Origin of the sequence: Enterobacter sp. 302C9, assembly GCF_034106085.1 — a bacterium.
Taxonomy (GTDB): domain Bacteria; phylum Pseudomonadota; class Gammaproteobacteria; order Enterobacterales; family Enterobacteriaceae; genus Enterobacter; species Enterobacter asburiae_B.
Genome location: NZ_JAWNBW010000008.1, coordinates 149,192 through 174,468 on the forward strand (window position 1 = coordinate 149,192; position 25,277 = coordinate 174,468).

A 25,277-nucleotide genomic window follows, 5' to 3' on the forward strand; every position below is an offset into this window, starting at 1 on the left:
TTCCCCCTACCCATGAGGACGAGGGGGAAAGACCGCACCGTGCGATCCCCTCTCCCTTTTGGGGAGAGGGTTAGGGTGAGGGGCATTGCAACCTTAGCGTTTCTTACCCATCGCTGCCGCCAGCGCATCCATCATCGCGCTGTTGCCAGCAGGCTGAGCGTCACGTCCGCGCGGTTTTGCCGCTTTCGTGGCCGGGCGCTGCTGCTCGCGGCCACCGCCATTGCCGCCGCGGCGCGCGCTGGTGTCGCCCGGCTGCTCGTCCAGACGCATGGTCAGCGCGATACGCTTGCGCTGCAAATCCACTTCCAGCACTTTCACCTTCACGATGTCACCCGCTTTAACCACGGTGTGCGGGTCTTCAACGAACTTGTCGGCAAGGGAAGAGATATGCACCAGACCGTCCTGATGCACGCCGATATCCACAAACGCGCCAAAGTTGGTGACGTTGGTCACCGCGCCTTCCAGCACCATGCCGGGCAGCAGGTCGTTCATGGTTTCCACGCCGTCAGCAAAGGTCGCCGTCTTGAACTCAGGACGCGGATCGCGGCCCGGCTTTTCCAGCTCTTTGATGATGTCGGTGACGGTGGGGACACCAAATTTGTCATCGGTGAAATCAACGGCTTTCAGGTTGCGCAGGGCGCTGCTGTCACCCATAAGATCTTTCAGTGCCTGCTGGGTGGCGGCCAGAATGCGCTCCACAATCGGGTACGCTTCCGGGTGAACGGTGGAGGCATCCAGCGGGTTATCGCCGTGGTTGATGCGCAGGAAGCCCGCACACTGCTCAAAAGCTTTTGGCCCCAGACGGCTCACCTTCAGCAGCTGCTGACGGTTCTGGAACTGGCCGTTCTCATCACGCCAGGCGACGATGTTCTGCGCCATCATGCGGGTTAAGCCCGCCACACGGGTCAGCAGGGGAACGGAAGCGGTGTTCAGGTCAACGCCGACGGCGTTTACGCAGTCTTCCACCACCGCATCCAGCTTGCGCGCCAGCTGAGTCTGGCTCACGTCGTGCTGATACTGGCCCACGCCGATGGATTTCGGGTCGATCTTCACCAGCTCCGCCAGCGGATCCTGCAGGCGGCGTGCGATAGAGACCGCACCGCGCAGGGAAACGTCCAGGTCCGGGAACTCCTGGGCCGCCAGCTCGGACGCGGAATAGACGGATGCCCCCGCTTCGCTGACGATCACTTTCTGTGCCGTCACTTTCGGGAACTGCTTCTGCACGTCGAGGTAGAAACGCTCGGTTTCGCGTGAGGCCGTACCGTTGCCGATGGCAACCAGCTCGACGTTGTATTTTTCGCACAGCGCCGCCACGACGACGGCCGCTTTCGCTGCCTGGCCGGTGTGCGGATAGATGGTATCGGTCGCCACCAGCTTGCCGGTGCCGTCAACCACAGCGACCTTCACGCCGGTACGCAGACCCGGATCGAGACCCATAGTCGCGCGCAGGCCGGCAGGGGCGGCCATCAGCAGGTCGTGCAGGTTACGGGCGAAGACGTTAATCGCTTCGTCTTCGGCGCGCTCGCGCACGGTGCCCATCAGCTCGGTTTCGAGGTGCATCAGCACCTTGATGCGCCAGGTCCAGCTCACCACGCCTTTGCGCCAGCTGTCCGCCGGGGCGTTGTTCAGGCGCAGGCCGAGATGGTCGATAATGATCTGCTCGCAGTGGCTCTCTTTCGGCGGCTCGTCGAACTGCGGGTCGGCGTTCAGGGAGAGCTGGAGCACGCCTTCGTTGCGGCCGCGGAACATTGCCAGCGCGCGGTGTGAAGGGGCGGTAGAGATCGGTTCGTGGTGATCGAAGTAGTCGCGGAATTTCGCGCCTTCTTCCTCTTTACCCGCGACGACGGTAGAGACGATGTGGGCATTCTTCCACAGGTAATCACGCACTTTAGCGAGCAGGGCGGCGTCTTCGGCGAAGCGCTCCATCAGAATGTAGCGCGCGCCGTCAAGGGCGGCCTTGGTGTCCGCTACGCCTTTGTCGGCGTCGATGAATTTGGCGGCTTCGGTTTCCGGATCGTGGGACGGCTCGTTCCACAGCAGGTCGGCCAGCGGCTCAAGACCCGCTTCAATCGCAATCTGCCCGCGCGTGCGGCGCTTCGGTTTGTACGGCAGATAGAGATCTTCGAGTTCGGTTTTGCTCAGGGTGCCGTTGATGGCGCTTTCAAGCTCGCTGCTCAGCTTGCCCTGTTCGCCGATGGATTTGAGGATCGCCTGACGACGTTCTTCCAGCTCGCGCAGATAGCCCAGACGGGTCTCCAGGTTACGCAGCTGCGTGTCATCCAGACCGCCGGTGACTTCCTTACGATAGCGTGCAATAAACGGCACGGTGTTCCCTTCATCAAGCAGGCGAACGGCAGCTTCTACCTGTTCGGCTCTGGCCTGAATATCACCCGCAATAATGCGGCAGAGCGAATCTTTCATCATGGCTTTATCATCTGTTGAGTCGAAAAATCAGGGGATAGTTATACGGGCTGACACGGCAAAATGCCAGCCGGGGAGGGCGCTCTCGGACTATTTTACGTAGACGATCTCATTGACGTACCAGCTGGCTTCACCGGCTGGAGTCTGAACGACGGCCAGATCGCCCACTTCCTTTTTGAGCAGCGCGCGAGCCATCGGGGAGTCGATGGAGATGTAGTCCTTACGACCAAAAATTTCATCGTAGCCGACAATGCGAAAACGCAGAATGTCGCCATCGTCGTTTTCAATCTCCACCCACGCGCCGAAGAACACTTTGCCCTCCTGCTGCGGGGAGTAATCGACAATTTTGAGATTCTCGAGACACTTCGTCAGGTAGCGAACCCGGCGGTCAATTTCGCGCAGCCGCTTTTTGTTGTACTGGTAGTCAGCGTTTTCGCTGCGATCGCCCAGGCTTGCCGCCCAGGTCACCTTTTTGGTTACTTCAGGACGCTCTTCGCGCCAGAGGTAATCCATCTCTTTTTTGAGCTTTTCGTACCCTTCGCGGGTGATCAGGGGCGTTTTCATGGTAAAGCCTTTGCTGCCTGCCGGTTAACTGTCTTGCGCACAATACGTACCGCACAGTGTAACAGACAGGATTAAAAATGATTTATGTGATGAAATGAGCAGATAAGCTGCTGTTAAATATGCTTTGTAACAATTTCGACTAGAATTTATACCAGAATTAACTGGTCGAATACGTGCACTTTTTTAGAATACGCTGTTACAAAGACTATCCGAACCTTTGGGAGTACACACAATGCAAGAGAACTACAAAATTCTGGTCGTGGATGACGACATGCGCCTGCGCGCGCTGCTGGAACGTTATCTGACCGAGCAGGGCTTCCAGGTTCGTAGCGTCGCGAACGCTGAGCAGATGGACCGTCTGCTGACCCGTGAATCTTTCCACCTGATGGTTCTCGACCTGATGCTGCCTGGCGAAGACGGGCTTTCTATTTGCCGCCGTCTGCGCAGCCAGAGCAACCCGATGCCGATCATCATGGTGACGGCGAAGGGTGAGGAAGTTGACCGTATCGTCGGCCTCGAAATCGGCGCGGACGACTACATTCCAAAACCGTTTAACCCGCGTGAACTGCTGGCGCGTATTCGCGCTGTGCTGCGCCGTCAGGCGAACGAACTGCCTGGGGCACCGTCTCAGGAAGAAGCCGTCATTGCCTTCGGCAAGTTCAAGCTGAACCTCGGTACGCGCGAGATGTTCCGTGAAGACGAGCCAATGCCGCTCACCAGCGGCGAGTTTGCGGTCCTGAAAGCGCTGGTCAGCCACCCGCGTGAACCGCTTTCCCGCGACAAGCTGATGAACCTGGCGCGCGGTCGCGAATACTCCGCAATGGAACGCTCCATTGACGTGCAGATCTCCCGCCTGCGCCGCATGGTGGAAGAAGATCCTGCGCATCCTCGTTATATTCAGACCGTATGGGGTCTGGGCTACGTGTTCGTCCCGGACGGCTCTAAAGCATGAGGCGAATGCGCTTCTCGCCGCGTAGCTCGTTTGCCCGCACCCTGTTGCTGATCGTCACCCTGCTGTTCGTCAGCCTGGTGACGACCTATCTGGTGGTGCTGAACTTTGCGATCCTGCCGAGCCTCCAGCAGTTTAATAAGGTCCTGGCCTACGAAGTCCGTATGCTGATGACCGACAAACTGCAGCTGGAGGACGGCACGCAGCTCGTCGTTCCCCCGGCGTTTCGCCGTGAAATCTACCGTGAGCTGGGCATTTCGCTCTACTCCAACGAAGCGGCGGAAGACGCTGGCCTGCGCTGGGCGCAGCACTACGAATTCCTCAGCCAGCAGATGGCGCAGCAGCTGGGCGGCCCAACGGAAGTGCGCGTTGAGGTCAACAAAAGCTCGCCCGTCGTCTGGCTGAAAACCTGGCTGTCACCCAATATCTGGGTGCGCGTTCCGCTCACCGAAATCCATCAGGGCGACTTCTCGCCGCTGTTCCGCTACACCCTGGCGATTATGCTGCTGGCGATAGGCGGCGCGTGGCTATTTATCCGTATACAGAACCGACCGCTGGTCGACCTGGAGCACGCTGCGCTGCAGGTCGGTAAAGGAATTATTCCACCTCCGCTGCGCGAGTATGGTGCCTCGGAAGTCCGTTCGGTGACGCGCGCGTTTAACCATATGGCGGCAGGCGTGAAGCAGCTGGCGGATGACCGTACGCTGCTGATGGCGGGCGTAAGCCATGACCTGCGCACGCCGCTAACGCGTATTCGTCTGGCGACGGAGATGATGGGGGAAGAGGACGGTTATCTCGCCGAGTCCATTAACAAGGACATCGAAGAGTGTAACGCCATCATCGAGCAGTTCATCGACTACCTGCGCACCGGGCAAGAGATGCCGATGGAGATGGCGGATCTGAACGCGGTGCTGGGCGAAGTGGTGGCGGCGGAAAGCGGCTACGAGCGCGAGATTGATACCGACCTGCAGGCGGGTGAAATTGAGGTACGCATGCACCCGCTTTCTATCAAGCGTGCGGTGGCGAACATGGTGGTCAACGCGGCGCGCTACGGTAACGGCTGGATCAAAGTCAGCAGCGGGTCTGAACTCAACCGCGCCTGGTTCCAGGTGGAAGACGACGGTCCGGGCATCAAGCCCGAGCAGCGTAAGCATCTGTTCCAGCCGTTTGTGCGCGGCGACAGCGCGCGCAGCACCAGCGGCACGGGCTTAGGCCTGGCGATTGTTCAGCGTATTATCGATAACCACAACGGACTGCTGGAGATTGGCACCAGCGAGCGGGGTGGGCTGAGCATTCGCGCCTGGCTGCCGGTACCGGTGACGCGGGGGCAGGTGAAAGAGGGTTAAAAAAAGGGTGGCAATTGCCACCCTTTTTTGTAGGTCGGGTAAGGTGAAGCCGCCACCCGACAAAATGCGGTCTCTGCGGTCTGATGCCCTCACCCCGGCCCTCTCCCACGGGGAGAGGGAGAAGGACTACAGCTTCGGACCCGCGCTCACCAGCGCTTCGCCCGCCGGGGTATCGGTATACTTCTCGAAGTTCTCGATAAACAGCTTCGCCAGCGATTCCGCTTTCTCGCGCCACTGCTCCGGAGAACCGTACGTGTTGCGCGGGTCGAGGATATGCGTATCCACACCCGGCAGCGACGTTGGGATCGCCAGGTCAAACATCGGCAGCGTAAAGGTTTCGGCGTCGTCCAGAGAACCATCCAGAATGGCGTCGATAATCGCGCGGGTATCTTTGATGGAGATACGTTTGCCGGTACCGTTCCAGCCGGTGTTCACCAGGTATGCCTGCGCGCCGGATGCCTGCATGCGTTTCACCAGCACTTCAGCGTACTGCGTCGGGTGCAGCGACAGGAAGGCCGCGCCGAAGCAGGCGGAGAAGGTTGGGGTTGGCTCCGTCACGCCACGCTCGGTACCCGCCAGCTTGGCGGTAAAACCGGAGAGGAAGTGGTACTGCGTCTGGCTGGCCGTCAGGCGAGACACCGGAGGCAGCACGCCGAACGCATCCGCGGTCAGGAAAATGACCTTCGTGGCATGACCCGCTTTTGACACCGGCTTCACGATATTGTCGATGTGGTAGATCGGGTAAGAAACGCGGGTGTTTTCCGTTTTCGACGCATCGTCGAAGTCGATGGAGCCGTCGGCACGCACGGTGACGTTTTCCAGCAGCGCATCGCGACGGATCGCGTGGAAGATATCAGGCTCGGCCTCTTCAGACAGGCGAATGGTCTTCGCGTAGCAGCCGCCTTCAAAGTTGAATACGCCGTCGTCATCCCAGCCGTGTTCGTCATCGCCAATCAGGCGACGTTTTGGATCGGTGGACAGGGTGGTTTTCCCGGTGCCGGACAGGCCGAAGAATACCGCCACGTCGCCTTTTTCACCGACGTTAGCCGAGCAGTGCATGGAGGCGATGCCCCGCAGCGGCAGCAAGTAGTTCATGACCGAGAACATCCCTTTCTTCATTTCGCCGCCGTACCAGGTACCGCCGATCAACTGGATACGCTCGGTCAGGTTGAAGGCCACAAAGTTTTCGGAGTTCAGACCCTGCTCTTTCCACTGTGGGTTCGTGCATTTCGCACCGTTCATAACGATGAAATCCGGGGTGAAATCCTGCAGCTCTTCGTCGGTTGGACGAATAAACATGTTTTTCACGAAATGCGCCTGCCAGGCCACTTCAGTGATAAAACGCACGGAGAGACGGGTATCGGCGTTAGCGCCGCAGAAAGCGTCGACAATGAACAGACGCTTGCCGGAAAGTTGATGGGTGACGAGCCCTTTCAGGTGCTGCCAGGTTTCCGGGGAGAGCGGTTTGTTGTCGTTCTTCCCTTTGCCCTTGTCAGCCCACCACAGCGTATCGCGGGTGGTTTCGTCTCGGACGATATACTTATCTTTCGGCGAACGACCGGTAAAAATACCGGTATCGACGGCGATAGCACCAAGATTCGTCAACACACCACGCTCGTATCCTTCCAGTGCTGGATTGAGCTCTTCCTGATACAGCGTATCGTAGTCGGGGTTGTAGACGATTTCCTGGACGTCGTGAATACCATAAGCCTTGAGATCTTGCGGGGTTAAACCAGTAACACGCATATCACTGCTCCTTAGCCAATATGTACTGCCTGAAATTGTAGGGTTTTTCTGAGGTTGTTAACCGCGACGGGGCTCATAGATTTACGCATCTGGACAAAACCCTTACTAACGGAAAACGCTGCGACTCCAGTCACAGCGCAGGCGGATTATCGCAGGAATCGCTTTTTGGTTGGGGAAAATGTTCCGAAAAGGTTAAAGAGTGGTGATTTTATCGGAAAGAATGTGAATGTAATCGCATACACGTAAGAAAATTACGTAAGAGTTACATAAGGAAAACGATTCAGCTTGGGGGGAGTTTTTTACCCCTCACCCCAGCCCTCTCCCCAAAGGGGAGAGGGGGTTCAAGTTCCCTCTCCCCTTTGGGGAGAGGGTTAGGGTGAGGGGAAAGAGGTTTAGTGAACCTGCGGATCCGCCGGGGAGGCGTTATTGCGGATCTCAGCGATATCCATCGAATTGAACACGTAGTGCGTACCGCAGTAGTCACAGTGCATATCGATTTCGCCGTCTTCCGCCATGATGCTGTCGATCTCTTCATCCGGCAGGGTTTTCAGCGCGCCAGCACAGCGCTCGCGTGAGCAGGTGCACTTAAATTCCACGGACTGCGGATCGTAAACCGTCACTTCTTCTTCGTGGTACAGACGCCACAGCACGTCGGTCGCCGACAGATTGAACAGCTCTTCCGCTTTGATGGTTTCGGTCAGCGTCGCCAGGTGCTCAAAGTCATTGGTCTGTGCGTCCTGCGCAGGCAGAACCTGCAGCAGCATACCGCCGGCAGCAGGCTGACCGTCCACTTCACCGGTGCGGATGAAGAGACGCGTCGGCAGCTGTTCAGAACGCATGAAGTAATCTTCCAGGCAGGCTGCCAGGGTATCGCCTTCCAGACCCACCACACCCTGATAGCGCTCACCTTCCTCAGGGGAGATGGTGATCACCAGGTAGCCATTACCCACCAGCGTTTTGAGGTCTGCATTTTCAGGCACGTCGCCCTGAACGCGCGCCACGCCGCGCATCTGCTGCTGGTTATTGCCGTTGATCACCGCCAGCGTCATCGGGCCGTCACCCTGCAGCTGCACGGTGATATCACCGGCAAACTTCAGCGTCGCCGTCAGCAGGCTGGTGGCAACCAGCAGTTCGCCCAACAGGGTCTTCACCGGCAGCGGGTAGTTGTGGTTTTCCAGAATCTGTTTCCAGGTTTCGGATACGGTGACCAGCTCGCCGCGCACGGCGAATTGTTCAAACAGATAGCGGTGTAATTGGTCGTGTTGGGCCATTTTCATCTCTCGTGCGGGTGAGGTTAATCAGTCTCACCGTGTTTAAATTTCATCAGATCGCGACGCTCTTTTTTATCCGGTCGCCGGTCCGGGTGGGGCATCGTCAGCGCGTTCATTTTGCGCGCCAGCGCGGTCTTCTCGCGCTTTTCAATGCTCTCCGCCGTCTCTTCATAAAGCAGTACGGCTTCCGCTGCAGGTCGACGCTGTTCGGTAATGGCTTTAATCACCACCGTACGTTCATCGTTGCCCTGCCGCAGCGTTAAGGTGGCATTCAGCTCAACCAGCTTGCTTGGTTTGCTGCGCTGGCCGTTGTAATGCACTTTTCCGCCGTCAACCATCTCGCGGGCGAGGGCGCGAGTTTTATAAAAACGCGCTGCCCACAGCCATTTATCCAGTCTTACCCCGTCAGAGGGTTTTTCTTTCATGGCGTCTCCTTCACGATCAGTGAGGGGATCATCTGGCGATAGTCGTTCAGTCCAGGGTGGCGCAGATAGCTTTTTTCAGCCAGGCCAGAGTCAGGATTGGTCACGCCCAGACAGTAGCGAATGCCAAACCTTGCCGCGGAATCCAGAATGGGCTCGCTGTCATCAATGAACAACGTACGTTCTGGCTGCAAACCCGTCTCTTCCCTTACCGCATGCCACAACCGCTGATCCTCTTTCGGATAACCAAATGTGTGGGTGGAAAGTAATAAATCAAGGTGCGACGCCAGACCTGTATGCTCCAGCTTCACCGCCAGATTATGTGGATGCGCGTTGGTCAACAAAATACGGCGCTTGCCGCTCGCTTTCAGCGCATCCAGAAAGGGCACGGTATCCTCGCGCAGAACGGCGCGCGGGCCCTGGGCGGTGGTCATGGCACAAATATCCAGACCGAGGCGCTCGCTCCAGTAGTCAAGACAGTACCAGTTTAGCGTATGTTGCACCGCACTATATTGCGAACGAATGAATGCCTGCGCTTCTGCCGGGGAGATCCCCTGCTGCTCGCCATAGGTTTCAGGAACCAGCGTTTGCCAGAAATAGTTATCAAAGGCGAGATCGAGCAGCGTGCCGTCCATATCCAGCAGAACGGTATCTACCTCCTGCCAGGCGATATCAAGATGCATAAGGGGGAACTCCAGCCAGAAGAAACGTGCGCGACAGGGTAGCACATCTTGCCGCGCAACGACGTTATCAGATCAGGCTCTCAGACGAGGGGATCAGCTTTGGATTGAGGCAGTTTTCATAATACTGCTGAATGTCTGCAAGCCGGGTGCGCGAGCGCTGGTAGCGGCGCAGGGCCATAAAGCCGTTCCAGAAAATGGCGATCAGCATCGCGGTCATCAGCAAAGAGGTGCCGATGTAACGCCACAAGCCTGCGCTATCCGGCATCCGGTGCAGGCCGATATGGCGAGTGCCGTTGGCGTCGGTATAAATACTCGTGACAATCCCTTCGGCGCTGAACGGCGTTTGCATCAGCATCTGCGCCAGGCGCTGGAACTGGCTCCACTGCTCCTGCGCAGGGTAGTCATAAAGCGCAACCTGCGGGTAGGGCTGATCGACCAGATCGCTGCCTTCATCGCTTGCTATCACAAAGCCACCCGGCGCCGGGCTGTTCAGCGCCTGAGCCGCACGGGTGGTCTCGCGCATCATGAACGGCGACGTCGAGGTGGCGACCAGGTTATCCAGCGATTCCGCGCTCACCGGACGCAGCAGCACGTTAACGCCATCCAGTCGTCCCGCTTCGGCGCGTTTTACCAGCGAGTCCCAGTCTTTGCTGTTCCCCAGGTTTACCAGGGCGTTTTTAAGGCGTATGCACTCATCCTGAGAGGAGCATAAATCCTGCGTTTTCAGGACGATGTCACCAAAATCATCCAGCAGAACCATGCCTGATTTCTGAATGGCCGAGCGCAGCGCGGGGCTGACGCGCGAATCATCGTCCGGTTTCGGATGCAGCTGGCGGTTAACCGTCTGGGTAAGAGCCGTGGCCTTATTCACCACTTCGGATTCCGGCAGCGGCAGCGGCGGCGCGTCGTTCCAGATAATTTGCGAACAGTCGAACGGCATGAACGGCGAGCTCTGACGCGTGTTCCAGGCCCCCGGGGTGTGAATATTACACATCCCGGTCCCCTTCAGGCGCAGCGTGTCCCCCACGCGTACACCGGCTTCATCCAGTTTGTTGACGCTGGTCGCTTCAATGGTTTGCGCCCCTTTGATCCACGACAGGGTGAATTTAATGGGCATATCCAGCGGCACGAAAAGCAGCAGCATGGCTAAGACCAGCGCGGCGCCGCCGGCAATGACCGTACTGCGCAGCCAGTGCTGAAGCGGGAAATTTTTCACTTCATCATGCAGGGATAAGAAGCGCCCCTGACGCACAACGTGGCGGTCAAGGTAGATATCAATATCGGTTTTCTGCCCTAGGTCCTGCGCGATCCACGGCTGCCAGTGGCGCGGGTAGATCAGGTCGATAATACCGAGCGAAATATTGTTGAGATGCTCCTGATCGTTTTCACCGAACAGGCCCCAGCGCTTTGGCGTCCCGCGCAGGCAGTGGATCTCGCGCAACGAGGTTTTAGCCGGTGGAGCAAAGAGACCCCAAAGCCCGCCGGCCAGCAGCAGCACCGCGCCGCCTGCCAGCCAGGGGACAAACACATCCGGCGTCAGCAGGCAGATAAAAAAGAGCAGGAAGGCAGCAACGATCAGAATGGCTTCACGGATGCCGTCCGGGCGGCTCAGGGCGTACTCTTCATGCGTTTCCTGGCGAATGTTCAGCAGTTCGATCTGCTCTGTCTCTTCGCCACGAATGGACGCCTGCGTTGAACTCGCGCGCTCCAGCGCAAAACGCGGGGCTTCCTGAAGGTATTCATTCAGCGTATGGCCGTTAAGCGTGATTACCAGAGGCAACGAATCGGTGTGAATCAGCTCAACGCTGTTTTCGTCATTAATGTATTGCTCCCAGGACGGGGGCAGATGCACTTCGACGGAATCAAGGTAATAGCGCCATTTGTTGGGGTCATCAGTGGTGATGCCATAGCGCGTGATGGAGCGCGTCACGCAGAGCACGGTATCACTTTGCGCATTCAGCTTTAGCGCGACGGGCGCAGCGGTGGCTCCCGTTGGCCCAGGCGTTAACTGAGTACGGTTCAGGATTTCGAGATAGTTTTCAACCGCATCGCGCTCGTCCTGCGTGAGTTTACGCGTGCTCGCACCCGCAAATGCGTTTAAAAAAGGCAGACGATAACGGCGCTGTACGCGGCGCCTGTACAACCACCCTGCAACCAACGCGCCGGCCAGCATAGCAGCGAGAACAATCAAAATGGTGCTCATGCTTTCCCCATCTTACTTATCTTCTTACAGGTGTAGTCAGTAGCACCTTTACATTGAATGAGAGTCTGTGGCTGGCTATCGGCAAGTATGGAGTCGAACTTGAGCATTCTGAAGCGCATCCCAGTGACCGGTGATGATAGCAAAGCCTGTTATGGCGCGATATCAGCAAATTCCTGGAAACATTTCAACCTCTTGACATTTGTTTTGAATTGAGGATTGATCCCTGATACGTTGCATAAATGTAAATAAAGAACGATTGACATTGCCGAAACCGTGCGGCATATCGCACAATAACGCCAGTTCTCACTGCTAAGACCCATCAAGATGAGCAAACCATTACAAAAACCCACCATTCTGAATGTTGAAACTGTCGCCAAATCGCGCCTGTTTAATGTCGAAAGTGTGGACCTGGAGTTCAGCAACGGTGTGCGTCGCGTTTATGAACGTATGCGCCCTTCTTCGCGCGAAGCGGTGATGATTGTTCCCATCGTCGACGATCATCTGATTTTGATCCGCGAATACGCTGTGGGAACGGAATCTTACGAGCTTGGGTTCTCGAAAGGGCTTATCGACCCGGGGGAAACCGTCTTTGAAGCGGCAAACCGCGAGCTAAAAGAAGAGGTCGGCTTCGGTGCGAATGAGCTTTCATTTCTGAAAAAGCTAAGCATGGCGCCGTCCTATTTTTCCAGCAAAATGAATATCGTGGTGGCTGAAGATCTCTATCCTGAATCGCTGGAAGGGGATGAGCCGGAGCCGCTGCCGCAGGTTCGCTGGCCGCTAGCGCACCTGATGGATCTGCTTGAAGACCCTGACTTTAATGAGGCTCGCAACGTGAGCGCGCTGTTCCTGGTACGGGAGTGGTTGAAGGGGCAGGGGCGACTGTAGTGGCCTGATGCCCTCACCCCAACCCTCTCCCACGGGAGAGAGAGCAAACACAAAAACGGCAACCAGAGGTTGCCGTTTTGCTTTGTTGTCAGAACAGCTCGTGCGTCTCGCCGTTATCAATAATCTCTGTCCCCACCTCGTGCACCGCCTGCGTGGTTGGCTGCGTGCCCTCGATGAAATACTCTTCGCGACTATTACCGCCGTTGGCGAGTTGACCGGTGCTGCGGTCGATATTAACCGTCACCACGCCTGGCGGTGGCGTTAACGGCTGCTCCGGCACGCCTTCAAGAACGGACTTCATGTAGGCGTCCCAGGCCGGCTGCGCGCTCTTCGCTCCGCCTTCGTAGCCGGAAATCTGATCCTTAATCGCGCCGGATGCCGTTGTACGGCCTAAGTCACGGCGGTGATCGTCGAAACCGATCCAGACCGACGTCACCACGCCCGGACCGTAGCCGGAGAACCACGCGTCTTTCGAGCTGTTGGTTGTCCCCGTTTTACCGCCGATGTCATGACGCTGCAAATCGCGCCCTGCGCGCCAGCCTGTGCCCTGCCAGCCCGGTTCACCGAAGATGTTGGTATTCAGCGCGCTTTTGATCAGGAACGACAGCGGCGTATTGATCACGTGCGGGGCATACTCCGGCGCGCCGGTCTGTGCCACCAGAGACTGGTTAGCCTGCTCAAGCTGCGGCTGCGGCTGCGGCACGACGCCGTTCTGCTGCTCCTGAGACACGGCAGGGTCTTCCATGTCCTTATTCTCAAGCACCTCGGATTTCGGCGTATTGCCATAAATCACCGGAATATCGCAGTCAGGGCAGGCAATTTTCGGCTTCGCTTCGAACAGCACGCCGCCCTGATCGTTCTCGATCTTGCTGATGAAGTACGGGTCAATCAGGAAGCCGCCGTTGGCCATCACCGAGTACCCGCGTGCGACCTGAAGCGGCGTAAACGAGGCGGAGCCTAACGCCAGCGACTCGGTGCGAACGATGTTCTGCGCCGGGAAACCGAAGCGCTGCAGATACTCTGCGGCATAGTCGACGCCCATTGCGCGCATGGCGCGCACCATCACCACGTTTTTCGACTGTCCCAGGCCCTGACGGAGACGAATTGGGCCGGCATACTCCGCAGGAGAGTTCTTCGGCTGCCAGTCGGAACCGGCACCGGCATCCCAGCGGGAGATTGGCACGTCGTTAAGGATGCTGGCGAGGGTCAACCCCTTATCCATCGCTGCCGTGTAGAGGAACGGTTTGATATTGGAACCGACCTGACGCAGCGCCTGAGTGGCGCGGTTAAATTTGCTCTGGTTGAAATCAAACCCGCCGACCAGGGCCAGGATGGCACCGTTCTGTGGATTGATAGAGACCAGGGCCGAGTTGACGTCCGGCACCTGTGCCAGCCACCAGGATTCGCCTACTTTCCGCACCCAGATTTGCTGCCCGGTCTGCACGGCATCGGTCACTTTACGCGGCGTTGCGCCCTGCAGCGTATCCGAGCGGTAAGGACGCGCCCAGCGGATACCGTCCATACGCAGGGAGACGGAGGTACCGTCCGCGAGCGTCGCAACGGCTTCCTGAGGATCGGCCTGCGTTACCACGGCAGGAAGGAGCGGACCATAGGTTGGCAGCGCCTTCAGCGTACTGGTGATTTTTTTGCTGTCCCACGCGCTTTCGCCCACTTTCCAGAGCACGTTTGACGGGCCGCGATAGCCGTGACGCATATCGTAGTCCATCACGTTGTTCCGCACCGCTTCCTGAGCCGCCTGCTGGACCTTACGGGTGACGGTGGTGTACACGCGATAGCCATCTTCGTAGGCCTTGTCACCATAGCGATTCACCATCTCCTGGCGAACCATTTCGGTCAGGTAAGGGGACGCGAAGGCGATCTCAGGGGCGTGGTAGTTAGCGTCAATGACATCGTTACGCGCCTGGTCGTACTCGCTCTGGCTGATGTAGCCTTCGCTCAGCATACGTGACAAAACGACGTTACGGCGCGCGGTGGCGCGATCGAGCGAGTAGAGCGGGTTAAAGGTGGACGGCGCTTTCGGCAGACCGGCGATGGTTGCCATTTCGCTTAAGGTGAGCTGCTCAACAGGCTTACCGAAGTACACCTGTGCGGCAGCCCCCACGCCATAGGCGCGGTAACCCAGGTAGATTTTGTTGAGGTACAGCTCAAGGATTTCGTCTTTGCTCAGCAGCTGCTCAATACGGATCGCGAGGAACACCTCTTTGATCTTACGTATCAGCGTCTTTTCAGGGCTGAGGAAGAAGTTACGCGCCAGCTGCTGCGTAATGGTACTCGCCCCCTGAGAGGCGTGACCAGAGAACAACGCAATGCTCGCGGCACGGAAAATCCCCACCGGATCGACACCGTGGTGCTCGTAAAAACGGCTGTCCTCCGTGGCGATAAAGGCTTTCACCATCACGGGGGGGATTTGGTTTAAGGTCAGCGGAATACGACGCTTCTCGCCATACTGCGCCATCAGCTCGCCATCGGCGCTATAGACTTGCATCGGGATCTGGAGGCGCACATCGCGAAGCGTGGCGACATCAGGTAGCTGTGGCTCAATATATTTGTATAAACCGTAAATCGAGCCTGCTCCCAGCAGAATGCAACAGACTGCAAGGATGAATAAATACTTTACGAACTTCACCGGAGATTTCCCATTTGGTTTCACTTGGGCAGTTTCTAAACAATCGCGCGGTAGTATAAAGGCAAGCCTGATTCATTGATATAGCCGTCAAGACGACGGGCGATAAGGAGATCGTGAAGCATGGCTTTCAAAACATGGCAAACGGGCGTTCATATTCAACAGGATAGGGTGCAGATCGTCGCCTTGGCCCGGGAGAAGTCGGGCTGGTGCTTGCGCCGCTGGTGGGCGATTCCTCTGGCCGAGGGCATCATTCGTGACGGCAAAATTTGTCAGCCAGAACAGCTGGTTGATGCGTTACGCGACTGGCGCAAAACGCTGCCGCACTACCACCGGGTGTTCCTCTCTTTCCCGGCAGCACGCACCCTGCAACGGTCGCTCCCCCGTCCGACCGTTGCGCTGCGCGACAGCGAGCAGCTCTCATGGCTTGGCGCGGCGCTCGCGCGCGAACTGGAGATGTCTGCCGATACGCTCTGTTTCGATTACGCGCAGGATACCTTCAGCAATACCTTTCACGTGACCGCCGCGCAAAACAACGAGGTTGATACCCTACTGGCGCTGGCGAAAACGCTGCGTTTGCGGCTGGTGGCCATTACGCCGGATGCCAGCGCGCTGGCGAATCTTCTTCCTGCGGTGGCGCCAGCGACGTGCGTCGCCTGGCGCGCCGACCGGCAGTGGCTGTGGGCGATGCGCCACCAGTGGGGACGCCGCTTTACGACAGAAGCCGAAAGCGTGGCCGAGCTGGCGGCGCTGCTGGCGCTTGGTCCGGATGACATCGCGCTGTTTGATAACCGACGTGATCCGTGGGAAATCCTGGAGCGCTGCCAGGCCCCGCTACCGGACTGCGGCGCTGATTATACCGTTGCGCTGGCGCTGGCCATGAGCGAGGTGCCCGGATGAGCCTCATGAACTTTCTGCCCTGGCGACAGCAGCGGCGCGCACGATGCCTGCGTTTCTGGGGGGCAATGTGTGTCGGCACCGTGCTGTTGATGTTCGCGGTCATTTTCTGCCTGCGGATAAACCCTGTTATGAGGCTGCACGCGCTGCAAACGGAGCTGACGGGAATGCAGACCGTGCAGCACGCGCTTGCTTCCCGGCAGAAACTCGCCTCACAGGCGCAGAAGCCAGCACAGACACGTCAACAACGCGCATGGCAACCGGTGCTGGAATCCCTTTCCCGCGCCACTCCTTCACAGGTCTGGCTGACAGAGCTTCGCTATCAGCCTCCTGCTCTGATGTTGACCGGGTATGCCATAACCCTGCCAGCCCTGTCTGCTCTGCGCGATGCGCTGGGCCAAATAGTGGGTTTTACGCCCGGAACGGCGGGTGAGCTTCGGCAGGACAGCCAGGGGCGCTGGATGTTCACCCTCCATCTTAAAAGCGAGGGGTAACGCATGGATACCCTGTTAGAACGCTGGTGCGAAAGCCGTCCCTGGTATCGGGTGCTTTTTTGGTGTCTGGGGAGTCTCCTGGCAGGACTGGCCGCATGGGGCACCTTGCTCAGACCGCTGGACAGGCAGTGTGCTGAACGACAGCGACAGCTGATTCAGGACGCGAGGACGAACGCGGCGTTATGGCCTGCCGTCAGAAAGGTGCCGTTTCGTACGGAAACAACGGAAGCACTGGCGCTGACGCCGTTTTCCCCGCTCGATTTTCAGGGTGATAACGCGACGCTGGTTCACTGGAAGCCGCTGCAGAACGGAGGGGAACTGATGCTGGAGGTGGAGTGGCAGGCTCTCCCGGCGCTTTTTTCCCGGCTGGCGCAGCGGGATGTGCAGATCGCCGCTTTCGCGATTGCACCACAAGGTACAGCGTTGCGCCTGCGGCTGGAGCTGGAACATGCGAAATAGCGCGAGATATTTGCTGGTTTGCTCAGCGCTGCTATTGACCGGCATGCGCGATCCGTTTCGCCCGCCGGACGATCCCTGCGCCATTGGCGAGCTGGCGCAGTGGCGCTATCGCGGCATCGTGGTAGGACAGCAGGCTATCGGCATTATGCAGGATGGGCAAAAGCGCTGGTACCGGCTGAAAACGCATGAGCGCTTCCCGGCGGGCTGGACGATAACAGCTATCAATGAAACGGAACTGGTTGTTGATGTGGGTGACACATGTGAACCAGGAACATGGACGTGGCAACGAGAAGGAACGGATAAGAATGAATTTACGGATAATGCTGTGGCTGCTGGCGTTCAGCCATCCGCTGTGGGCCGCCGCGCCAAAACCGGTCACGCTGGTGGTGGATGACGTGCCTGTTGTGCAGGTGCTGCAGAGCCTGGTCGCACAGGAGAACCGAAATCTGGTGATATCGCCTGACGTCGGCGGCACGCTTTCGCTCAACCTGACGCGGGTCCCCTGGCGTCAAGCGTTACAAACGGTTGTCACCAGCGCTGGCCTCGTTTTGCGAGAGGAGGGCGGCATTTTTTATGTTCATACCGCGGCCTGGCAGCGTGAACAGCAGGAGCGCTCAGAACAGGAGCGAACGCGTCGACAGCTTGAGGCGCCGCTGGTTTCTCACAGCCTCGCTTTCTCCTATGCCGATGCCGGAGAGCTGCAAAAAGACGCGGAAAAACTCCTGAGCCCAAAGGGAAGTTTGTCTCTCGACAAACGCACCAACCGGCTGCTGATTCGCGATAACCAGACGGTGGTGGAGACGCTGCAGCGCTGGGCCGCTCAGATGGATATTCCCGTCGAACAGGTCGAGCTGGCGGCGCATATTGTGACCATTAATGAAAAAAGCCTGCGTGAGCTGGGGGTGAAGTGGAATCTCGCTGACGCCGCCGACGCGGGCAAGGTTGGCCAGCTCACCACGCTTGGCAGCGATCTTTCCGTCGCCAGCGCCACCAGCCACGTGGGTTTTAACATCGGACGGATCAATGGTCGGCTGCTGGATCTGGAACTTTCTGCGCTAGAGCAAAAGCAGCAGGTTGATATCATCGCCAGCCCGCGGCTGCTGGCCTCGCATATGCAACCGGCCAGCATCAAGCAGGGGAGTGAAATTCCGTATCAGGTCTCAAGCGGTGAAAGCGGGGCAACCTCCGTTGAGTTTAAGGAGGCGGTATTAGGGATGGAGGTCACGCCGGTGGTCTTACCGGGAGGGCGCGTGCGCCTGAAATTGCACATCAGTGAAAATATGCCGGGACAAGTCCTGCAGCAGGCTGACGGCGAAACGCTGGCGATCGACAAACAGGAGATAGAAACCCAGGTGGAGGTAAAAAGTGGAGAAACGCTGGCGTTGGGCGGAATTTTTTCGCAGAAGAACAAAACTGGCAGCGACAGCGTGCCGGGGCTGGGGAAAATCCCCTGGCTTGGGCAGCTTTTTCGCCACGATGGGAAGGATAATGAACGGCGCGAGCTAGTGGTGTTTATTACACCACGTCTGGTCGGTATTCGCTGACGGGTAACGATCCCCGCAATGATTTTGCATTCAGTTTGTTGCAGATGTTTGACGTGGGGCATGAATTAGCATACAAGGAGTACCGATTTGAGTTGGACTTACGTCTTATTACCTTATGCGCCCGGCGCGGTGATTTAATCAGTTGCCAAACAAGCCGGAGTATTGAGATAATTTTTAGTCTGACTCTCGCTCTATTGCATATGAGGTTTCAGTTCATGTCCTGCTACGCTGGGTGTCTGCGAAGCGGGAATTACCATTAACGAATAGTCTTAGTAGTACCGATAAAATGGCAGAGAAACGCAATATCTTTCTGGTTGGGCCTATGGGTGCCGGCAAAAGCACTATTGGGCGTCAGTTAGCTCAACAACTCAATATGGAATTTTACGATTCTGATCAAGAGATTGAGAAACGAACCGGAGCTGATGTGGGCTGGGTTTTCGATGTAGAAGGCGAAGAAGGTTTCCGTGACCGAGAAGAAAAAGTGATCAACGAACTCACGGAAAAACAGGGCATCGTTCTGGCAACAGGCGGCGGTTCTGTGAAATCTCGCGAAACCCGTAACCGTCTCTCCGCCCGTGGCGTAGTGGTCTATCTTGAGACGACCATTGAGAAACAGCTGGCACGTACGCAGCGCGATAAAAAGCGCCCGCTGCTGCAGGTTGAAACGCCACCACGCGAAGTTCTGGAAGCGTTGGCCGATGAACGCAATCCGCTGTATGAAGAGATTGCCGACGTGACCATTCGTACTGACGACCAGAGCGCTAAAGTGGTTGCAAACCAGATTATTCATATGCTGGAAAGCAACTGATTCTGGCTTTATATACACTCGCCTGCGGGTAAAAGCATTAAAGGTGGATGTCGCGTCATGGAGAGGATTACAGTTACTCTCGGGGAACGTAGTTACCCTATCACCATCGCGGCTGGTTTGTTTAACGACCCAGCTTCCTTTTTACCACTGAAAGCGGGTGATCAGGCGATGCTGGTCACCAATGAGACGCTGGCTCCGCTTTATCTCGACCGCGTACGCCACCTGCTTGAGCAGGCGGGCGTAAAAGTCGACAGTGTGATTCTCCCCGATGGCGAGCAGTATAAAAGCCTGACGGTACTGGATACCGTCTTTACCGCATTGCTGCAAAAACCGCACGGTCGCGATACAACACTGCTTGCCCTGGGCGGCGGTGTTGTGGGCGATCTGACCGGCTTTGCGGCCGCAAGCTATCAACGTGGCGTCCGTTTTATTCAAATCCCGACCACGTTGCTGTCCCAGGTCGACTCCTCTGTGGGTGGCAAAACGGCAGTTAACCATCCGCTCGGCAAAAACATGATTGGCGCGTTCTACCAGCCCGCATCGGTGGTGGTGGATCTCGACTGTCTGAAAACCCTGCCGAAGCGCGAACTGGCTTCGGGTCTGGCAGAAGTGATCAAATACGGCATTATTCTCGATGGCGAGTTCTTTAGCTGGCTTGAAGAGAATATGGATGCGCTGCTGTGCCTGGATGAGGCTACACTGGCATACTGCATTCGTCGTTGTTGTGAACTGAAAGCAGAAGTTGTCGCTGCAGACGAGCGTGAAACGGGCTTACGTGCTTTACTGAATCTTGGGCATACGTTTGGCCACGCCATTGAAGCCGAGATGGGTTACGGCAACTGGCTGCACGGTGAAGCCGTCGCGGCCGGTATGGTCATGGCAGCGCGCACCTCTGAACGTCTGGGGCAGTTTAAACCTGAAGAGACGGCACGCATCATTGCGCTGCTTGAGCGTGCAGGTTTGCCGGTAACCGGGCCGCAGGAGATGTCGGCGCAAGCGTATTTACCCCACATGATGCGCGATAAAAAAGTATTGGCAGGTGAGATGCGTCTTGTACTCCCGCTTGCAATAGGGAAGAGTGAAGTGCGCGGCGGAGTGCCGCACGATGTCGTTCTTGGCGCTATCGCTGATTGTCAGCAGGCGTAACAACTAGAAAGGTCAGGCCACTGTCGCAGGTGGTCGTTTAGCTTCAGGTGAAATGCAAAGTCGTTAGCATAAGCCTTTGAGTGGGGTGTTAAATGGATGAATTCAAACCAGAAGACGAGCTGAAACCCGATCCCAGCGATCGTCGTACTGGTCGTTCTCGTCAATCTTCAGAACGTGATAACGAGCCGCAGATCAACTTTGACGATGTTGATCTGGATGCAGACGATCGTCGCCCTTCGCGCAGCCGCAACGCGCACGAAGAGCGAGCAGAAGAGGATTATGAGTCCGAAGAAGATTCAATGGACGAACAGCCTGTAGAGCGTCGCCCACGTAAACGTAAAAAAGCCGCTGCGCCGAAACCGGCTTCCCGCCAGTACATCATGATGGGCCTGGGCGTTCTGGTGCTTGTGCTGCTGATTGTCGGCATTGGCTCCGCGCTTAAAGCACCGTCAACGAACTCAACCGAGCAAACTGCTTCCGCTGAGAAGAGCATCAACCTGTCCGGTAACGATGCGACCAATCAGGCGAATGGCGCACAGCCTGCACCGGGTGCGACTTCCGCAGAGCAGACCGCAGGTAACACCACAGCGCCGCAGGATGTTTCTCTGCCGCCCGTTTCTTCAACCCCTGCTCAGGGTCAGGCACCTGCTACGCCTGAAGGCCAGCAGCGCGTAGAAGTTCAGGGTGATCTGAACAATGCGCTGACGCAGCCGCAGAACCAGCAGCAGGTTGATAACGTCGTGGTTAACTCCACGCTGCCAACTGAGCCGGCAACCGTTGCCCCAATTCGCGGCGGTAACGCTCAGCCACAAACGGCTGCGACGGAAACCAAACCGCGCCAGACGCAAACTGCGACGCGTCCTGAACGTAAGCAGGCGGTGATTGAGCCTAAGCGTGAAACCAAACCTCAGGCAGTCGTAAAAGCGCCTGAAGTGAAAGCCGTACCGGCACAGCCGAAACGCACCGAAACGGCTGCGGTGAGCGAGCCTGCTAAAGCGCCAGTCACGCAGACTGCGCCGAAAGCAACGGCAACCACAGCGGCACCTGCAGCAACGGCTCCGGCAGCCACGGCAACAGCCTCCAGCAGCGCCGCAGGCAAAACTGCAGGTAACGTTGGCTCGATGAAGTCTGCGCCATCCAGCAACTACACGCTGCAGCTGAGCAGTTCGTCTAACTATGACAACCTCAACAGCTGGGCGAAGAAATCAAATCTGAAAGACTATGTTGTTTATCAGACGACCCGTAACGGTCAACCGTGGTATGTGCTGGTCAGCGGCGTTTATTCGTCCAAAGATGAAGCGAAACGTGCCGTAGCGGCACTGCCAGCGGATGTTCAGGCAAAAAATCCCTGGGCGAAGCCGATTCATCAGGTTCAGGCCGATCTGAAGTAATGTTTAAAGCGCAGGATGCTGTCGGAGCTTTCTCCACAGCCGGAGAAGGTGTAATCAGTTAGTCAGCATGAAAAAAAATCGCGCTTTTCTGAAATGGGCAGGGGGGAAATACCCCCTGCTCGATGATATTAAAAAGCACCTGCCAAAAGGCGAGTGTCTAATCGAGCCTTTCGTGGGCGCAGGATCGGTGTTCCTGAACACCGATTTTTCTCGTTATATCCTGGCGGATATCAACAACGACCTCATCAGCCTCTATAACATTGTTAAGCTGCGTACCGAAGAGTATGTCGCAGAGGCGCGCAAACTGTTTACGCCGGAGAACAATCAGCCGGACGTTTACTACCAGTTCCGCACTGAGTTTAATCAGAGTCAGGATCCGTTCCGTCGGGCGCTGCTGTTCCTCTATCTCAACCGTCATGGTTACAACGGCCTGTGCCGCTATAACCTGCGCGGGGAGTTTAACGTGCCGTTTGGTCGCTATAAGCGCCCGTATTTCCCGCAGGACGAGCTGTACCACTTTGCCGAAAAAGCGCAGAACGCAGAGTTTCATTGCCTCTCCTATGAAGAGTGTATGGAGCTGGCAGGCGTAAACTCGGTGGTTTACTGTGACCCGCCTTACGCACCACTGTCTGCAACGGCGAATTTCACCGCTTATCACACCAACAGCTTCAGCCCGGCCGAACAGGCCCGTCTGGCGGAGATGGCAGAAAAGCTGGTCAGCAAAAGAATTCCGGTGTTAATTTCGAATCACGACACGCCTGATACGCGCGAATGGTATAAAGCCGCGAAGCATTTTCAGGTCAAAGTGCGGCGTAGCATTAGCAGCAACGGCGGCACACGTAAAAAGGTGGACGAACTTCTGGCTCTTTATCGCCCCTGAGCCGTTTTGCCCGCCGGTAAACACATTTCAAGGAGAAGCGGATGAAACAGTTTTTGATTGCTCCCTCAATTCTGTCGGCCGATTTTGCCCGCCTGGGTGAAGACACCGCCAAAGCTCTCGCGGCTGGCGCAGATGTCGTCCATTTCGACGTTATGGACAACCACTACGTCCCTAACCTGACCATTGGCCCAATGGTGCTCAAGGCATTACGCAACTATGGCATTACCGCGCCGATCGACGTTCACCTGATGGTTAAGCCTGTTGATCGCATCGTGCCTGACTTCGCCGCAGCGGGTGCCAGCATCATCACTTTCCATCCGGAAGCCTCTGAACACGTGGACCGCACGCTGCAGCTGATCAAAGAGAACGGCTGTAAGGCGGGCCTGGTGTTTAACCCGGCCACGCCGCTGAGCTATCTCGACTATGTCATGGACAAGCTGGACGTGATTCTGCTGATGTCCGTTAACCCGGGCTTTGGCGGTCAGTCGTTCATTCCCCACACGCTGGATAAGCTGCGTGAAGTGCGCCGTCGTATTGATGAGTCAGGTTACGATATTCGCCTGGAAGTGGACGGCGGTGTGAAAGTGAATAACATTGGTGAAATTGCGGCAGCCGGCGCGGATATGTTCGTTGCAGGTTCGGCAATTTTCGACCAACCGGATTACAAAAAAGTCATTGATGAAATGCGCCGTGAGCTGGCGAAGGTAAGTCATGGATAAATTGCAGGCAATTCGGGGTATCGCATTTGACCTCGACGGCACGCTGGTCGACAGCGCGCCGGGCTTAACGAGCGCCGTAGACCAGGCGCTGTACGCCCTTGAACTCCCCGTTGCGGGAGAAGAGCGCGTGGTAACGTGGATTGGCAACGGCGCCGATGTCCTGATGGAGCGCGCGTTGACGTGGGCGCGTCAGGAGCGCGCGTCGCAGCGTTCCGCGCAGGGTAAACCGAGCGTTGACCACGCTGACATCCCTAAGGATGAACAGCTGCGGATTCTGCGCAAACTGTTCGATCGTTTCTATGAAGAGACCGTCGAGGAGGGCAGTTTCCTGTTCCCGGACGTTCAGGAAACGCTGAGCGCGCTGCATGCGAAGGGCATTCCGCTGGGGCTGGTGACCAACAAACCGACGCCGTTTGTTGCACCGCTGCTGGAAGCGCTCGATATCGCGAAGTATTTCTCCGTGATTGTGGGCGGCGACGACGTGCAGAACAAAAAGCCGCATCCGGAACCGCTGTTGCTGGTGGCAGGAAAATTATCCTTAACGCCTGCGGAGCTGCTCTTTGTCGGGGATTCGCGCAATGATATTCTGGCTGCCCGAGCGGCAGGGTGTCCTTCCGTCGGATTAACCTATGGCTACAACTACGGTGAAGCCATCACGCTAAGTGAGCCGGATGTGGTCTTCGACCACTTCAAAGATTTGTTGCCCGCACTCGGGCTTTCGCACAGTGAACATCAGGAATTGAATAATGACTAAGCCCATCGTTTTTAGTGGCGCACAGCCTTCAGGTGAATTGACCATTGGTAACTACATGGGTGCGTTACGTCAGTGGGTCAGCATGCAGGATGAGTACCATTGCATTTACTGCATCGTCGATCTCCATGCGATTACCGCGCGTCAGGATCCTGAGAAGCTGCGTAAAGCCACCCTGGACACCCTGGCGCTGTACCTGGCCTGTGGCATCGATCCTGAGAAGAGCACCATTTTCGTTCAGTCTCACGTGCCGGAGCACGCGCAGCTGGGCTGGGCGCTGAACTGCTACACCTATTTCGGCGAGCTGAGCCGTATGACCCAGTTCAAGGATAAATCCGCGCGCTACTCTGAAAACATCAACGCCGGTCTGTTCGACTATCCGGTGCTGATGGCGGCGGACATCCTGCTGTATCAAACCAACCAGGTACCGGTAGGTGAAGACCAGAAGCAGCACCTGGAGCTGAGCCGCGATATCGCCCAGCGCTTTAACGCGATTTACGGCGATGTGTTTAAAGTGCCAGAGCCGTTTATTCCGAAGTCCGGCGCGCGCGTGATGTCGCTGCTGGAGCCGACCAAGAAGATGTCCAAGTCTGACGATAACCGCAACAACGTTATCGGCCTGCTGGAAGATCCGAAATCCGTCGTCAAAAAGCTCAAGCGCGCGGTCACCGACTCCGACGAGCCGCCTGTAGTGCGCTACGACGTGCAGAACAAAGCGGGCGTCTCCAACCTGCTGGATATCCTCTCCGGCGTGACCGGCCAGAGCATTCCTGAACTGGAAAAACACTTCGAAGGCAAGATGTACGGCCACCTGAAAGGTGAAGTGGCAGACGCCGTTTCCGGCATGCTGACCGAGCTGCAGGAGCGTTATCACCGCTACCGTAACGATGAAACTTTCCTGCAGAAGGTGATGAAAGACGGCGCGGAAAAAGCCAGCGCGCGCGCGTCCGAAACCCTGAAAGCGGTGTACGAAGCGATTGGGTTTGTGGGTAAACCGTAGGTAAAAGCAAAACGGTAACCACGTTACCGTTTTTAGGGTTGTACCCTCTCACTG

23 protein-coding genes are annotated in these 25,277 nt (G+C 57.1%); 15 read left to right on the forward strand and 8 right to left on the reverse strand.

Annotated features, from left to right (window positions below; all coding sequences use genetic code 11):
* Positions 1-93: 93 nt before the first annotated feature.
* Together UR289_RS15945 and greB are read right to left on the reverse strand one after the other, a co-directional pair.
* Positions 94-2,424 (reverse strand): Tex family protein, encoded by a 2,331-nt coding sequence (locus tag UR289_RS15945; protein WP_214538936.1) that lies wholly within the window; start codon positions 2,422-2,424, stop codon positions 94-96.
* Positions 2,425-2,511: 87 nt separating this feature from the next.
* Positions 2,512-2,985 carry a transcription elongation factor GreB gene (gene greB / locus UR289_RS15950; protein ID WP_033146820.1) on the reverse strand — a complete coding sequence of 158 codons (474 nt, stop codon included), beginning with the start codon at positions 2,983-2,985 and terminating at the stop codon, positions 2,512-2,514.
* Between the two features lie 232 nt (positions 2,986-3,217).
* On the opposite strand from greB, the gene ompR reads away from it, so the two are divergent.
* Together ompR and envZ are read left to right on the forward strand one after the other, a co-directional pair.
* Complete coding sequence (ompR, locus tag UR289_RS15955; protein ID WP_001157751.1) at positions 3,218-3,937, forward strand: two-component system response regulator OmpR; 720 nt, start codon at positions 3,218-3,220, stop codon at positions 3,935-3,937.
* Entirely contained in the window at positions 3,934-5,280 is a 1,347-nt protein-coding gene (gene envZ / locus UR289_RS15960; protein ID WP_219940293.1) for a two-component system sensor histidine kinase EnvZ, read from the forward strand. The genes ompR and envZ overlap by 4 nt, the downstream gene beginning before the upstream one ends.
* A gap of 126 nt (positions 5,281-5,406) precedes the next feature.
* On the opposite strand, the gene pckA is transcribed toward envZ, so the two are convergent.
* From pckA to UR289_RS15985, 5 genes are all read right to left on the reverse strand, one after another.
* Positions 5,407-7,026 carry a phosphoenolpyruvate carboxykinase (ATP) gene (gene pckA, locus UR289_RS15965; protein ID WP_047345740.1) on the reverse strand — a complete coding sequence of 540 codons (1,620 nt, stop codon included), beginning with the start codon at positions 7,024-7,026 and terminating at the stop codon, positions 5,407-5,409.
* Positions 7,027-7,418: 392 nt separating this feature from the next.
* Positions 7,419-8,303, reverse strand: a complete 885-nt coding sequence (gene hslO / locus UR289_RS15970) for an Hsp33 family molecular chaperone HslO (protein WP_161495995.1) — start codon at positions 8,301-8,303, stop codon at positions 7,419-7,421.
* Between the two features lie 17 nt (positions 8,304-8,320).
* A complete protein-coding gene (gene hslR, locus UR289_RS15975; RefSeq protein WP_029740483.1) occupies positions 8,321-8,722 on the reverse strand; it encodes a ribosome-associated heat shock protein Hsp15 in 402 nt (133 codons plus the stop codon).
* Complete coding sequence (gene yrfG, locus UR289_RS15980) at positions 8,719-9,402, reverse strand: GMP/IMP nucleotidase (RefSeq protein WP_048976270.1); 684 nt, start codon at positions 9,400-9,402, stop codon at positions 8,719-8,721. The genes hslR and yrfG overlap by 4 nt, the downstream gene beginning before the upstream one ends.
* Positions 9,403-9,469: 67 nt before the next feature.
* Positions 9,470-11,605, reverse strand: a complete 2,136-nt coding sequence (locus UR289_RS15985) for an intracellular growth attenuator family protein (RefSeq protein WP_033146817.1) — start codon at positions 11,603-11,605, stop codon at positions 9,470-9,472.
* A 324-nt stretch (positions 11,606-11,929) separates the two neighbouring features.
* Between UR289_RS15985 and nudE the strand changes: the two genes are divergently transcribed.
* Positions 11,930-12,490 (forward strand): ADP compounds hydrolase NudE, encoded by a 561-nt coding sequence (nudE, locus tag UR289_RS15990; protein WP_008503041.1) that lies wholly within the window; start codon positions 11,930-11,932, stop codon positions 12,488-12,490.
* Between the two features lie 88 nt (positions 12,491-12,578).
* Here nudE and mrcA read toward each other — a convergent pair whose 3' ends face one another.
* Positions 12,579-15,137: a peptidoglycan glycosyltransferase/peptidoglycan DD-transpeptidase MrcA gene (mrcA, locus tag UR289_RS15995; protein ID WP_320710884.1), complete on the reverse strand. Its 2,559-nt coding sequence runs from the start codon at positions 15,135-15,137 to the stop codon at positions 12,579-12,581.
* A gap of 120 nt (positions 15,138-15,257) precedes the next feature.
* Here mrcA and pilM point away from each other — a divergent pair, with 120 nt between their 5' ends.
* The 12 genes from pilM to trpS all read left to right on the forward strand — a co-directional run bounded on the left by pilM (position 15,258) and on the right by trpS (position 25,223).
* Positions 15,258-16,034: a pilus assembly protein PilM gene (gene pilM, locus UR289_RS16000; protein ID WP_320710886.1), complete on the forward strand. Its 777-nt coding sequence runs from the start codon at positions 15,258-15,260 to the stop codon at positions 16,032-16,034.
* Positions 16,031-16,525 carry a PilN domain-containing protein gene (locus UR289_RS16005; protein ID WP_048981434.1) on the forward strand — a complete coding sequence of 165 codons (495 nt, stop codon included), beginning with the start codon at positions 16,031-16,033 and terminating at the stop codon, positions 16,523-16,525. Before pilM ends, UR289_RS16005 begins: the two co-directional genes overlap by 4 nt.
* A gap of 3 nt (positions 16,526-16,528) precedes the next feature.
* Positions 16,529-16,984: a HofO gene (locus tag UR289_RS16010; protein WP_320710888.1), complete on the forward strand. Its 456-nt coding sequence runs from the start codon at positions 16,529-16,531 to the stop codon at positions 16,982-16,984.
* Entirely contained in the window at positions 16,974-17,378 is a 405-nt protein-coding gene (locus tag UR289_RS16015) for a HofP DNA utilization family protein (protein ID WP_320710890.1), read from the forward strand. The genes UR289_RS16010 and UR289_RS16015 overlap by 11 nt, the downstream gene beginning before the upstream one ends.
* On the forward strand, positions 17,305-18,528 hold the full coding sequence (gene hofQ, locus UR289_RS16020; RefSeq protein ID WP_224435150.1) for a DNA uptake porin HofQ: 1,224 nt from the start codon (positions 17,305-17,307) through the stop codon (positions 18,526-18,528). The genes UR289_RS16015 and hofQ overlap by 74 nt, the downstream gene beginning before the upstream one ends.
* A 286-nt stretch (positions 18,529-18,814) precedes the next feature.
* A complete protein-coding gene (gene aroK / locus UR289_RS16025) occupies positions 18,815-19,336 on the forward strand; it encodes a shikimate kinase AroK (RefSeq protein WP_003861630.1) in 522 nt (173 codons plus the stop codon).
* Positions 19,337-19,393: 57 nt separating this feature from the next.
* Positions 19,394-20,482, forward strand: a complete 1,089-nt coding sequence (gene aroB, locus UR289_RS16030; RefSeq protein ID WP_033146810.1) for a 3-dehydroquinate synthase — start codon at positions 19,394-19,396, stop codon at positions 20,480-20,482.
* 92 nt (positions 20,483-20,574) lie between these two features.
* On the forward strand, positions 20,575-21,873 hold the full coding sequence (damX, locus tag UR289_RS16035; protein WP_033146809.1) for a cell division protein DamX: 1,299 nt from the start codon (positions 20,575-20,577) through the stop codon (positions 21,871-21,873).
* Positions 21,874-21,940: 67 nt separating this feature from the next.
* Entirely contained in the window at positions 21,941-22,753 is an 813-nt protein-coding gene (gene dam, locus UR289_RS16040) for an adenine-specific DNA-methyltransferase (RefSeq protein WP_033146808.1), read from the forward strand.
* 41 nt (positions 22,754-22,794) lie between these two features.
* The gene (gene rpe, locus UR289_RS16045; protein WP_024907923.1) at positions 22,795-23,472 is read left to right on the forward strand and encodes a ribulose-phosphate 3-epimerase; all 678 of its coding nucleotides are present in this window, start codon (positions 22,795-22,797) and stop codon (positions 23,470-23,472) included.
* A complete protein-coding gene (gph, locus tag UR289_RS16050) occupies positions 23,465-24,226 on the forward strand; it encodes a phosphoglycolate phosphatase (protein ID WP_033146807.1) in 762 nt (253 codons plus the stop codon). The genes rpe and gph overlap by 8 nt, the downstream gene beginning before the upstream one ends.
* Positions 24,219-25,223 carry a tryptophan--tRNA ligase gene (gene trpS / locus UR289_RS16055; protein ID WP_232938863.1) on the forward strand — a complete coding sequence of 335 codons (1,005 nt, stop codon included), beginning with the start codon at positions 24,219-24,221 and terminating at the stop codon, positions 25,221-25,223. The genes gph and trpS overlap by 8 nt, the downstream gene beginning before the upstream one ends.
* Positions 25,224-25,277 lie beyond the last annotated feature (54 nt).